Origin of the sequence: Prevotella sp. 10(H) (assembly GCF_000711235.1) — a bacterium.
Classification (GTDB): Bacteria; Bacteroidota; Bacteroidia; order Bacteroidales; family Dysgonomonadaceae; genus Dysgonomonas.
The window spans coordinates 75,885-87,944 of record NZ_JOMI01000002.1; the positions used below are offsets into that span (position 1 = coordinate 75,885).

Sequence of the window (12,060 nt, forward strand, 5' to 3'; positions counted from 1 at the left end):
AGTTTTTAGAATGACAATTGAACTCCTAGTATATAACTGCGCGTTTGCGGATAAAAGCCTAACCATTCAATACCGTTATTTTCAACACCATTTATATTAACTTCCGGATTTATTCCGCTATAGCCTGTAATGGTAGCAACATTCGTCATCGTAAGATAGAAGCGGGCACGATTGAACAGGTTCTTCGTATATTTCTTCAGATCAAGATTGTAACCAATGTTTATTGCATCGATTTTCAGGAAAGTACCATCTTCAAGGAAGTAATCACATAGTTGCTTTTCTCCTTTAATGTGAGCATTTTTATCATAAGCTTTCTTAAGAAGATTTGTTTTCTGTCCATCATTAGGTAAAGCATAATACATATCGATAGCGTTGAATACATCAAAGTCTATCCAACTTCTTAGATTTACTGTCATATCCCAGTTTTTGTAGCTGAGAGTATGATTCCAGCCCACAACTAATGCCGGATTGAAATTACCTATATGTTGCTTGTCTTCTTGTCTTATGTCGTCTGGAATAACTGCTTCACCGGCTTTGTTATATAACAGGAATTGCCCGTTTTCATCAAAACCCGCAAATTTATAAAGATAAAAGCTTCCTACTTTTGAATTTTGCATTACACGAAGTACATCTCCCGGACTTCCCGGAGAAGGCAAACCTCCTGAAGAAATCCAGCTGATATCACCCAAATCGAGCAACTTGGTCGTATTGTGACTTAGATTTATATTGGTCGAATAATTCCAGTCTTTGCCTCTTACTATATCAGCCCCAATTTCTATTTCCCACCCGGTATTCTGAAGGCTTCCGATATTCTTAAATATTACTCGGTCTGCATATGGAGGGGTCGGAGCATTTACTTCAAAAAGCATGTCCTTTATTTTACGCTTATATGTATCGAATTTTCCATAAAGCCTGTTGTCGAATAACGAAAAGTCCAATCCGACATTCCACTCTGATTTTTCTTCCCATTTCAGATCCGGATTGGGAGTCTTAGACTTACCGTACGACATCAGCCAATCATAGGCATTTTGCGAGGCTACCGGCCACCTTTGGTCCGAACCATAAGTGATTTTTGAATATTCGGCGCTAAAGCCATCGTTACCGGTAACTCCGTATCCAAAACGTAGCTTAAGGTCGTTTACAAAACTTACATCTTTCATAAAGTCTTCATTGGAAATACGCCATCCTCCTGAGAGTGCCCAGAATAAACCCCACTTGTTGGCATCGGAGAATTTAGAAGAGCCTTCGCGGCGTATTGTAGCCATAGCCATATACTTATCGTCATAGGAGTAGTTTGCTCTTGCAAATAATGCAAATAATTTCTCTCTGATCGATTTGCCTGAGCTCATTTTGGCGGCATTGTCATCGGTACCACCTTTACCCAACTGTGTTCCTTCACCTATATTCCAAAATTCAGTCCCATCTACAGAAAAGTCATAGTTTTTCATATTGAAACCTTCCTGATCATGCTGGAAGTAGCTATAACCTCCTACTGCGTTAATAGAGTGTTTATCGAATTGTTTAATATAAGTCATGTAGCCTTCAATATTGACATTCTCAGTCTTATCGAAGCCCAGATAAGCTTCACCTCTTCTATTTTTCTCTATCTCTTCTCTGTGCTTCATCGATCTGTACCTGTGCTGCTCCCACTGCCGGCGTTCAAATCCTAAAGTCTGTTGGTATGACAAACCTTCAATTGGCAATACATTCAGTTTGAAAGTAAAATCGGGTTTAAACCACTGATCCAGACCTTCGTCTTTGTACAAGTTGGCATCAGCTACTACATTATAGTCTTCTGTATCATGCAGCCAAATATTGTAACCGGTTTCACTAGTAGCATCATAAGGCGAGCGAGTAGGGTTGTTACGCAAAGCCTGTCTGAAGTCAGGACGTCCCTGCCTCCTTTTGGTCTGTCTGTAGTCTGCGCGCATCATAACGTCTACCCATCCGTCCAGCAGCTTGAAGTTTGTATTTATTCTGCCTCCATAGTCATTTCGGCTGTCATTGATAGGCAATCCTTTATTTTCGCCGTAGAAAAGAGATGCATAAATCTGTGCATTTTTTACTCCTCCGCTTAGGGTAATTACATGTCTTTGCGAAATAGGATTATCATTCATCAGTTCTTCATACCAATCGGTACTAGACCCGAAATTTTCACCTCTTCCATGTTCTACATATTCTTCAGCTGTAAGTACTCTGGGTTTATTATAGTCTTGTCTCATCGTGAGTTCTCCGGTATATGTCGCATTTACTTTACCGTTTGTATCACCTCCTTTTTTGGTGGTTATCAAAATAACTCCTCCTGTTGCGCGTGTACCATAGATAGCTCCGGCAGAAGCATCTTTTAGTACATCGATAGATACAATGTCTTCCTGAAGTACTGAGCGGATATCCCCTCCGGGCATCCCATCGATAACCACAAGCGGCTGTTGTCCCGATTTTGCCGAAGCAACACCCCTCAACTGAAACGAATTACTCGAGTTAGGTCCTCCATCAGGTGATACAACAAGCCCTGCGATCTTTCCCTGTAGGGAGTTGGCTATGGAAGTACTACCGGTACCTTGTACAAGTTGCTTATCGGAGATAGAAGTAATGGAACTGGTTACCTGTTTCTTTTCCAGTGTTCCGTAGCCGACTACTACTACTTCCTGCAACAGACTTTCGTCTTCTTCCATCTGTACATCGAGACGTGTCTGGTTGTTTACATTTTTTTCTAATTGCTTGTATCCAACATAGCTGAATACTAGTACGGCATTAGAGGGTGCATTAAGTGTAAAGTTCCCGTCTACATCTGTCATAGTTGCATTCTGGGTATTCTTTACCTGCACGGTGGCTCCGGCCAGTGGTTCGCTATTAACGTCTGTTACTGTACCTTGCACCGTCCTTGAAGTTTGGGCAAACCCGCAAACAGGCAATGTAAGTAAAGCGAACAGCACTAAACGGAGTAGATGTTCTCTGGAAAAACATCTGACAAAAACATTTTGGCGTGTTTTTTTCATAAGATTTACATTTAAATAATTATTTGTTTATAAAAAAGGGGTTGATTATGAAGCATTGTGATTTGCAATACAACGAATTGTACTGATACTGATTTTCCTTGTCATTAGAAGGTGAAATATGAAAAGGCTTAAAAAAATAGAGCCACATAAAATGCAAAACGCATTTTATATGACTCTTCTTTGCAATGTATAATAATGAATGTTTTTGGTAGGAATAGTATAAGGATGTGAAATGTTTACGGGCTTTGCTTTTCTGAAGGAAAAGGCTTATTTTCTTGATGTGTAAAATGAGAGAATAAGGTACACAAAAACGACCTGCTTTAATTAAGTAAAACAGGTGACAAGCTTTTACGTATATTACGTATAAAGATGAATGTGTGTTACGTGTTAGTCTCTCTCTCTCTCTCTCTCTCTCTCTCTCTCTCTCTCTCTCTCTAATAAACAAGCTGTAACTACCAAATAATCAGTAGTTAAAAAAGGAAAAAATAATGATATTATTTTTGTGAAATTAGCTTTAAATCTTAGATAGAGCACACACATCGTTAACAAATTTTCATACAAAAAAACAACTTTTCATTGAATAAAGCAAATAGAATTGAATTATTATTTGCAAAATTGAACGGAAAGGTAAATTTTCGCGTTATATAAGTGAAATAAAGCCGATGAAAAATCAAGAAGGAAAGCGTAAGATATTGGAAAAAGCAGATTATAATATACCTTTTTTATTTTCTCATCTTTAAATTCCTTTAGAATCAGTATATTTGCAAATGTCTGTGTTATTTGCAATATCATGAACAGTTTATTGTAACATGCACACTAAGTACGATATATATGAAAGCAAAAATTATACTTTTATTTTTTATTGCTGTTGCGGCATTGCTTTTCAGTAGTTGTAGCGATAGCGATAATGGCGGTAAGCAGGATGTAGAAGAGAGTGACGAAATCTATACCAATAAATGGATTTTTGAAAGGATGAGGGCTCTTTACTTGTGGAACGATAAATTGCCAACAAAGACTAATTATGATTATCCTACCGAGTCGTTTTTTTACGGTCTACTGTATAAATGGCGCGACAGGGAAGGTGACAGGTTTTCGTGGATAGAGGAAGATGATTCTAATAAAACGAAGACTTTGTATGCGAAGGTTGATCTCGGCTTCGATTATTACCCGTTTTCGTATTTCCCTGATGAAAATACACAGAACAGTTCTTTAGGATTCTTTGTTACCTCTGTCAATAAAGGTTCGGATGCCGAAGCAAAAGGTGTGAGAAGGGGGCAGATAATATATAAGGTGAATAATGTTGATGTTAATTACGATAATTATCTGGCTATATTAAACGACCTTTCGTCCTTTACCTTATCCGTTTATAACAATGAGACAGGAAAAAAGGAAACACTCCCTTTAATGCAAGCTAATGGTAAGAAAATATCTCCTGTCGCTATAAGTAAGGTAATAGAATCATCAGCAGGTAAGATCGGCTATATATTATATAATAATTTTGACCGGGGTGTCGATGACGAAGGCAGCACTTTCGAATACGATATCGAGCTGATGGAAAGTATAAGGGCACTTGGAGATGTGAAGGAATTTATACTCGACCTTCGCTACAATCCCGGCGGCTATCTTACCTCTGCTATAAATCTTGCGAGCGCATTGGTGCCTAACAGGGACACAAAAAAACTCTTTATCAAAGAGGAATATAACAGTTACTTTCAGGATTCTATTATCAAGAGATGGGGCCCGGATGCTGTAAACAGCTATTTCCTTGATAAAGCTTACGAAACAAATGTCGATATACCTCGTTTGAATTTATCCCGTTTACATATTATTGCATCAGAAAATACAGCTTCGGCTAGCGAAGTAATCATAAACGGGTTGGAGCCTTACATGAAAATAAACATATTGGGACAAACAACCAAGGGAAAGGATAAAGCCTCAATGACCGTCAAAGCAAATGATGAGCGTATTAAATATAAATTGCAGCCGCTAATTTCTCGACTTTCTAACTCGAAAGGGGAGGGCAACTATATTTACGGCTATAAGCCTACACAGGGTTATGAATTTTCCGAATTAGAGGAACTCTTCTATACTGTATATGCTGACAGCTATGATGAATATGGTAAGCCGATTACTGTAAAATGTCCTGTTTTAGATAGGTGGAAAGCTCCGATACCTTCTTTAGGAGATGCCTCCGAGCCTTTACTGGCTGCAACTATAGCCAGAATAATACATTTGCCACGTAAGAAAAGCGAGGAGGCTGTAGGTAGGAAATCGGTACTTGTTCCCCGTATAAAACAGGATGAGAGCCGGTTCAGAACAATTGTGGATCAGGACAGATTTATAAAATAAGACCTAAAATAAGTAAAACGACACTATACTAATGAAAGTAATGAAATTTGGCGGAACATCCGTAGGTTCCGCTGCTAATATAGCGAATGTAAAAAAAATAATCGGCGGGGTTAACGAGCCCATAATTGTAGTAGTTTCAGCTTTCAAAGGTATCACGGATAAATTGTTGATGACTTCCGAACTTGCGGCGGCAGGCGATTATTCGTATGAAAGAGAATTCAGGGAAATTGTAGAACAGCATGTAACGGTTGTCTGCAAACTGGATATTTCGGAAACTCAACGTGAGCAACTGGCGGTAGAGGTGAATAAATTGTTGGACGAACTAAGGAATATCTTTAAAGGAGTATTCCTTATCAACGACCTTTCGCAAAAGACCTCCGATAAGATTGTCAGCTATGGAGAGCGGCTCTCTACACTGATTATCAGTTATGCATTTCCAGATTTTGAGGTACTGGATGCAACTCAGCTGATAAAGACGGATTGCGCTTTTGGGAAGCATACTCCCGATATGGAACTATCGAATAAGCTGATAAGGAATGCATTCGATAATTCTTCGAAGAAAGTTTTGGTTTCCGGCTTTATCTCATCATGCAAGACAACGAACGAGATAACCAATCTTGGTCGTGGCGGCTCCGACTATACAGCTGCCATTTTCGCTTCCGCGCTCGATGCCAATATTCTCGAAATCTGGTCGGATGTCGACGGCTTTATGTCAGCCGACCCGAAAGTAATAAATAATGCGCACGTTATAGAAAATCTTTCATTCACCGAGGCTACCGAATTATGTAACTTCGGGGCTAAAGTGATTTATCCGCCTACCATATTCCCCGTATATCACAAGAATATACCTATCCGCATAAAGAATACCTTTAAACCTGATGCTCCCGGAACGTATATATCGCATGACGGTGATCCGAAAAAGAGCAAGGCAATGATCAAGGGAATTTCTTCTATATCCGATTCCTGCCTTATTACGGTACAGGGGCTTGGTATGGTAGGTATTATCGGGGTCAACTTCCGGATATTCCGTGCACTGGCGAAAAACGGTATCAGTGTATTCCTCGTTTCGCAGGCTTCTTCCGAAAACAGTACCTCGATAGGTGTGCGCTCCGTGGATGCCAATTTGGCTGTGCATGTACTGGAAGAAGAATTTGCAAAGGAAATTACTCTCGGTAGTATTAACCGCGTACTGCTGGAAACAGAATTAGCGACTGTGGCCATTGTAGGAGAAGATATGAAATATACCCCGGGTATTGCCGGCAAGCTTTTCGAAACGTTGGGCAGGAGCGGTATCAGTGTGATTGCCTGTGCGCAGGGAGCATCGGAGGTAAATATATCCTTTGTTATCAAAAATAAATATCTACGTAAGGCACTCAACTCTATTCACGATTCTTTCTTCCTCTCGGAATATAAAGCTTTGAACCTTTTCATTGTCGGAATAGGAACAGTGGGAGGAAACCTTATAGAACAGATACGGCATCAGCAGCCGAAGCTAATGGAGCAATATGCTTTGAAGTTGAATGTGGTGGGAATTGCCAGAGGCCGTAAGGCATTATTCTGTCGCGAGGGTATCAATCTCGATAATTACAAGGCTGATCTGGAAGAAAAGGGCATTGCCAGTTCGCCCGAGATTCTGAGAAATAACATCATCGACATGAATATATTTAACGCTGTCTTTGTCGACTGTACAGCCAGCGATCAGGTGTCACAGATATATCAGGAACTAATGGCTCATAATATATCGGTTGTTACAGCAAATAAAGTTGCAGCGTCTTCGGCTTATGACAGCTATATAAAGTTGAAAAATACTGCCCGCGAGCGTAATATTAAGTTCCTTTTCGAAACGAATGTAGGAGCAGGTCTTCCTATCATAAACACGATGAATTCGCTTATCAACTCGGGAGATAAAATCATAAAAATAGAAGCAGTTCTTTCGGGCACATTAAATTTTATATTCAATACTATAAGCAAGGATGTGCCTTTCAGCAAAGCTATTTATCTGGCTAAAGAAAGCGGTTATTCCGAACCTGACCCGCGTATCGACCTTAGCGGAATGGATGTAGTCCGCAAGCTGGTTATCCTGACGCGTGAGGCCGGCTATCGTGTAGAACAGCCGGAAGTTGAGAAAAACCTTTTTGTTCCGCAGGAGTATTTCGACGGAACAATCGAGGAATTCTGGTCAAATATCCGCCAGCTAGACCAGCAGTTCGAAGATCGCCGTCGCAAGTTACAGGACGAATGTAAGCGTTTACGATTCGTAGCTAAATATGAAAACGGGAAATGTGAAGTCGGATTGCAGGAAGTCGGACAGAATCATCCTTTCTACGACCTTGAAGGAAGCAATAATATTATCCAGATAACAACCGAACGCTACAACGAATACCCGATGATTATAAAAGGCTACGGAGCGGGGGCAAGCGTCACTGCTGCCGGGGTATTCTCTGATATTATCAGTATTGCAAATGTAAGATAAATATCATTTCAGATCTTCTTATCGAAGAAGGCCTGAGATTTTCATAGTTATCTTTTTGTCATTCTGCTTTCTTTAGCGCACGGGTGCCTAGATTCATTTTCTTTAATTTCAGAGTGCTCTCATTTCCTTTGAGTACCCTTGTCTTTTCGTATCCGTCTTTTGTAAGGAATATCGTATAATCTCCTTCCGGCATATACTTAGATTCTACTTTTGCCGGAGTTTTTACGGTATAAAGAACTTCTCCATAACTGTTTTCAATAGTCAAATCTGCTCCCGGCGGATTACTGTCTACAAAAAATGCATAAGAAGAGCAACCGGTAAGTGCACTGCAAAGAATAATAGTGAATGCTACATATAAGATCTTTTTCATAGTATCCCTTTTTGTTGAAAATTAGTGGTGAACAGCTATAAAGTTATAAAATAAAAATTAATTTTTTCTGCAATAAATTCAGTCAATTTGAAAACGATAATTTATTAATGCTTTCTAAAAGTTGCTTTTAAGGGAATTTATCTTCAATTTTGTATCCTAATTACAGATATAATGTCAATATGAAAACAATAATAATATTAGCCGATGGCGCAGCCGATGAGCCGATTGCTGCCTTAGGAAATAAAACACCTCTACAGGCAGCGAAGAAACCATATATAGATATGCTGGCTGCGAAAGGTAAAAGCGGCGAACTGGATACCATTCCTCCGGGATTTAAACCTGGTAGTGAGATTGCCAATCTTTCGGTATTGGGATATGATGTGCCAAAAGTATTCGAGGGTAGGGGTTCGCTCGAGGCTGCCAGTATGGGCGTGGATATACTGCCCGGTGAAATGGCTATGCGCTGCAACCTTATTTGTATAGAAGACGGGAAGATAAAGAATCATTCAGCTGGTCATATTTCCAGCGAGGAAGCTGCAGAGCTTATCCTTTTTATCGATAAAGAATTAAATGATGGAAAGGTTAGTTTCTATCCCGGGGTATCATATCGTCATTTGCTAAAACTTAAAGGCGGAAACAAAAATCTGGATTGTACGGCACCGCATGATGTAATGGGAGTGCCATTCAGGGATGTGTTGATTAAGCCCGAGATTCCCGAAGCGAAGGAAACAGCCGACTATCTCAATGATCTGATAATCAAATCACAGGAATTGCTTAAAGATCATCCGGTAAATAAAAAACGTATCACAGAAGGGAAAGACCCTGCGAACAGTATCTGGCCGTGGTCGCCGGGATATCGTCCACAGATGCAGACCTTACAGGAATTGTATGGTATAAAGAGCGGTTCGGTAATCTCTGCCGTAGATTTAATAATGGGAATCGGAGTATATGCCGGGCTAAAGCTTATTCATGTGGAGGGAGCCACAGGCCTTTACGATACTAATTATGAAGGAAAAGCGCAGGCTGCTATCGATGCACTCAGGGAGCAAGATTTCGTTTATCTGCATATTGAAGCCAGTGACGAAGCGGGGCATGAAGGAGATTATGAGTTGAAAACAAAAACTATAGAATATCTTGATAATCGGGTTGTAAGACTTATCTATGAAGCTGTCAAAAATTGGGATGAACCCGTTACAATTGCAATTCTTCCCGATCATCCTACACCATGCGCTACGAAAACGCATACCAATAAGCCTGTTCCCTTTCTTATTTACCGTTCTAACGGAAGTTCCGATAATTTGCAAGTTTATGATGAATTCGAATCGCCGAAAGGAGAATACGGATTGATAAGAGGTAAAGAATTTATGGAGCTGTTGTTCAGCGATAAATAATATTGCAAATAGATAATTTAAAGTCCGGTTGGTTTACAGCCGGACTTTTTTTCGTACAGGATGTCCGTTATCGAACAAGAAAAATTTTAGTTAATTAGTTGTAAGTGTTTGATATTTATGTTGTTGTTTGTTTTGGCATAATGCTTGGTAATACGTTGTCAGATAATTAAAATAAAAACCACAAATAATTAAATTATGAAACTGAAGACAATTATATTATCGGTTATGATTGCCTTATTGGCAGGCAATGTTTATTCGCAGGATAAAAAAGATGCGGAAATTGTATCATATTACCGCACAAGGAGTGGGCATAATATGAAAACAGTGCGTTATCAGAATGAAGATGGCAAATGCACTCAGATGATTACATATGTAAGGAAGAGTAAAGACAATTGGGAGCCGGTGAAAAAGTATGTATACGATTATGATAAAGAAGGTAATTTAATCAATATGACATATTCAGAATGGAACCAAAGATCAGGTAGATGGTCTGAAGCGAAAAGTCAATTGGTATATAATTACGATTCACAGGGGGAGCTTATCGCAATGAAACAAGTGAACATTTATAATAGATGTAATAAAGAGGTTGACTTACTTCACTAAGAAAATAAGGGTTCTTTAGTGATTTTTGTAGCAGGCATATATAAACGTGTATATGCCTGTTTTTTTCTGTAAAGTGAGATAAAAGTTATATCTTTGGCCTAGAAAAAATACACTCATGAATACAGAAGAAATACGTTGTTTGCTACAGGCAGAAGCCTCTGCCATACTCAATATTCCGATTACCGATGCCTATACGGAAGCAATCGCCCTAATTGTTGAACAAGTGAACCGTAAGAAAGGCAAGCTTGTAACCAGCGGTATGGGAAAGGCAGGACAGATTGCACAGAATATGGCAACTACATTCAGTTCCACAGGTACTCCTTCGGTATTTCTTCATCCGAGCGAAGCCCAGCACGGCGATCTTGGTATTTTGCAGGAAAATGATATTGTACTGGCAATATCCAATTCGGGTAAGACACGCGAGATAGTCGAGCTGATTTCTCTGGCAAAGAACCTTGTTCCCCAAATTAAGTTCATTGTAATCACCAGCGACCCTGACAGCCTGTTGGCGCAAAAGGCTGATGTCTGCATCCTCACAGGCCGCCCTGATGAAGTATGTAATCTCGGACTGACGCCTACTACTTCCACTACTGTAATGACAGCTATAGGAGATATACTGGTAGTAGGAACCATGAAAGAAATAAACTTTACTGCTGCAGACTATGCAAAACGTCACCACGGCGGATATCTGGGAGATAAATCGAGAGAAATGAGCAAGTAATATTCCTCCCCGTATTGAAGCATTCAGAATAATAATTAATGATGATGTAAATATATTATCGAATATACTTATCTTTGCATACCATTACTAAAACCATTACATACCACTACCCGACAAAATTTTAAAAATCATGTGACAGACAATTCATATTAAATTGAATGATAGAACAAATAATTATTTTAGAACACATAGACCCGGTGGTCTTTTTCGGGATAAACAACGCAAATATACAATTATTAAAAACCCTTTTTCCAAAGCTGCGCATCGTAGCCCGCGGTAATGCGATAAAAGTTAGTGGTAATGCCGAAGATGTTCCTTTGTTTGAGGAAAAAATCCGCGAACTGGAAAAATATTCGAACGACAGGAATAAACTCACGGAAGAAGATATTCTGGATATCGTAAAGGGTAAATCACCTAATGTTGTAAAACAGGATAACCTTATTATATACGGAGTAAACGGGAAACCGATATTCGCCCGTACTCCTAATCAGCAAAGTTTTGTAGAAAGTTTTTACAAAAACGATATGGTATTCGGAATCGGTCCTGCCGGTTCGGGAAAAACTTATACGGCAATTGCGCTGGCGGTAAAAGCGCTGAAGAATAAGGAGGTAAAGAAAATAATCCTGAGTCGTCCGGCTGTGGAAGCAGGGGAGAAGCTTGGCTTTCTCCCGGGGGATATGAAAGATAAGATCGATCCGTATTTGCAGCCCTTGTATGATGCACTGGAAGATATGATAGCGCCTGCAAAGCTGAAAGACTATATCGAAAATAAGACAATACAGATAGCTCCGCTTGCCTTTATGCGCGGGCGTACACTGAGTGATGCGGTTATTATCCTCGATGAGGCGCAAAATACGACTACTCATCAGATAAAGATGTTCCTTACCCGTCTGGGTATGAATGCCAAAATGATAATCACGGGGGATATTACACAGATAGACCTTCCGCCTTCGCAACTATCGGGATTGAAGCATGCGCTGCGTGTACTCAAAGATGTGAAAGGAATAGGGCGTATCGAGTTCAATAAGACCGATATTGTCCGTCATAAATTGGTGCAGAGCATTGTGGATGCTTACGAGAAAGAAGATAAACGCAGAAAGTCGGAAGAGGAAAAAGTAAAAACAATAAAATAGAAAGTATATTGAAAGAATAGA

At 39.7% G+C, this 12,060-nt stretch carries 8 protein-coding genes; 6 read left to right on the plus strand and 2 right to left on the minus strand.

Translation table 11 applies throughout. The features are described from left to right. Window positions 1–5: 5 nt before the first annotated feature. Entirely contained in the window at window positions 6–2,999 is a 2,994-nt protein-coding gene (locus tag K348_RS0103750) for a SusC/RagA family TonB-linked outer membrane protein (protein WP_081852506.1), read from the minus strand. 831 nt (window positions 3,000–3,830) lie between these two features. Between K348_RS0103750 and K348_RS0103755 the strand changes: the two genes are divergently transcribed. Together K348_RS0103755 and thrA are read left to right on the plus strand one after the other, a co-directional pair. Continuing rightward, the gene (locus tag K348_RS0103755) at window positions 3,831–5,348 is read left to right on the plus strand and encodes a S41 family peptidase (RefSeq protein ID WP_029903079.1); all 1,518 of its coding nucleotides are present in this window, start codon (window positions 3,831–3,833) and stop codon (window positions 5,346–5,348) included. A gap of 31 nt (window positions 5,349–5,379) precedes the next feature. Then, window positions 5,380–7,821, plus strand: coding sequence for a bifunctional aspartate kinase/homoserine dehydrogenase I (gene thrA / locus K348_RS0103760; protein WP_029903081.1), 2,442 nt, complete (start codon window positions 5,380–5,382; stop codon window positions 7,819–7,821). 58 nt (window positions 7,822–7,879) lie between these two features. On the opposite strand, the gene K348_RS0103765 is transcribed toward thrA, so the two are convergent. Continuing rightward, the gene (locus K348_RS0103765) at window positions 7,880–8,191 is read right to left on the minus strand and encodes a PEGA domain-containing protein (protein ID WP_029903083.1); all 312 of its coding nucleotides are present in this window, start codon (window positions 8,189–8,191) and stop codon (window positions 7,880–7,882) included. A 179-nt stretch (window positions 8,192–8,370) separates the two neighbouring features. Here K348_RS0103765 and K348_RS0103770 point away from each other — a divergent pair, with 179 nt between their 5' ends. From K348_RS0103770 to K348_RS0103785, 4 genes are all read left to right on the plus strand, one after another. Continuing rightward, complete coding sequence (locus K348_RS0103770) at window positions 8,371–9,582, plus strand: cofactor-independent phosphoglycerate mutase (RefSeq protein ID WP_029903085.1); 1,212 nt, start codon at window positions 8,371–8,373, stop codon at window positions 9,580–9,582. A gap of 195 nt (window positions 9,583–9,777) precedes the next feature. After that, the gene (locus tag K348_RS0103775) at window positions 9,778–10,185 is read left to right on the plus strand and encodes a hypothetical protein (protein ID WP_029903086.1); all 408 of its coding nucleotides are present in this window, start codon (window positions 9,778–9,780) and stop codon (window positions 10,183–10,185) included. A gap of 115 nt (window positions 10,186–10,300) precedes the next feature. Then, window positions 10,301–10,906, plus strand: a complete 606-nt coding sequence (locus tag K348_RS0103780; protein WP_029903088.1) for an SIS domain-containing protein — start codon at window positions 10,301–10,303, stop codon at window positions 10,904–10,906. A gap of 158 nt (window positions 10,907–11,064) precedes the next feature. Continuing rightward, a complete protein-coding gene (locus tag K348_RS0103785; RefSeq protein ID WP_029903090.1) occupies window positions 11,065–12,039 on the plus strand; it encodes a PhoH family protein in 975 nt (324 codons plus the stop codon). Window positions 12,040–12,060 lie beyond the last annotated feature (21 nt).

Bases quoted from the DNA above. Each gene is read 5' to 3' on its own strand.
- K348_RS0103750 (WP_081852506.1), bottom strand. From the start codon at position 2,999: ATGAAAAAAACACGCCAAAATGTTTTTGTCAGATGTTTTTCCAGAGAA.
- K348_RS0103755 (WP_029903079.1), top strand. From the start codon at position 3,831: ATGAAAGCAAAAATTATACTTTTATTTTTTATTGCTGTTGCGGCATTG.
- thrA (WP_029903081.1), top strand. From the start codon at position 5,380: ATGAAAGTAATGAAATTTGGCGGAACATCCGTAGGTTCCGCTGCTAAT.
- K348_RS0103765 (WP_029903083.1), bottom strand. From the start codon at position 8,191: ATGAAAAAGATCTTATATGTAGCATTCACTATTATTCTTTGCAGTGCA.
- K348_RS0103770 (WP_029903085.1), top strand. From the start codon at position 8,371: ATGAAAACAATAATAATATTAGCCGATGGCGCAGCCGATGAGCCGATT.
- K348_RS0103775 (WP_029903086.1), top strand. From the start codon at position 9,778: ATGAAACTGAAGACAATTATATTATCGGTTATGATTGCCTTATTGGCA.
- K348_RS0103780 (WP_029903088.1), top strand. From the start codon at position 10,301: ATGAATACAGAAGAAATACGTTGTTTGCTACAGGCAGAAGCCTCTGCC.
- K348_RS0103785 (WP_029903090.1), top strand. From the start codon at position 11,065: ATGATAGAACAAATAATTATTTTAGAACACATAGACCCGGTGGTCTTT.